This window comes from Tritonibacter sp. SIMBA_163 (assembly GCF_046535935.1).
Taxonomy (GTDB): domain Bacteria; phylum Pseudomonadota; class Alphaproteobacteria; order Rhodobacterales; family Rhodobacteraceae; genus Epibacterium; species Epibacterium scottomollicae.
Genome location: NZ_JAWJBP010000520.1, coordinates 1 through 268 on the forward strand (window position 1 = coordinate 1; position 268 = coordinate 268).

General features: G+C 60.8%; 1 pseudogene. It reads left to right on the forward strand.

Going from position 1 to position 268, the window contains the following annotated elements:
- Window positions 1-87: 87 nt before the first annotated feature.
- Window positions 88-268, forward strand: a pseudogene (locus R0J92_RS23365) (hypothetical protein); the annotation flags it as partial.

Below are 268 nucleotides of genomic sequence, written 5' to 3' on the forward strand. Positions count from 1 at the left end.
GTCGGTCATGCCAGCGCTATAACCTCGTCTATATTACGATAGGCGTTTTAACCACCGCTCCGGCATACGCCCGAGCCTCACACGTTCATGACGCCTCCCCGCCGCCTGCTGAAACAAGCGCTGTTTGTCGCCAGCGCGTTTTCCGTTGCCTTGAGCGCCAACGCACGCGCCGATGAGTTGATCGTCTCGGCCGCCGCGAGTCTGACCAACGCATTCAAGGCCGTCAGCGACGCCTTCGAAAAGCAGCACGCCGGCACCAAAGTGCTGC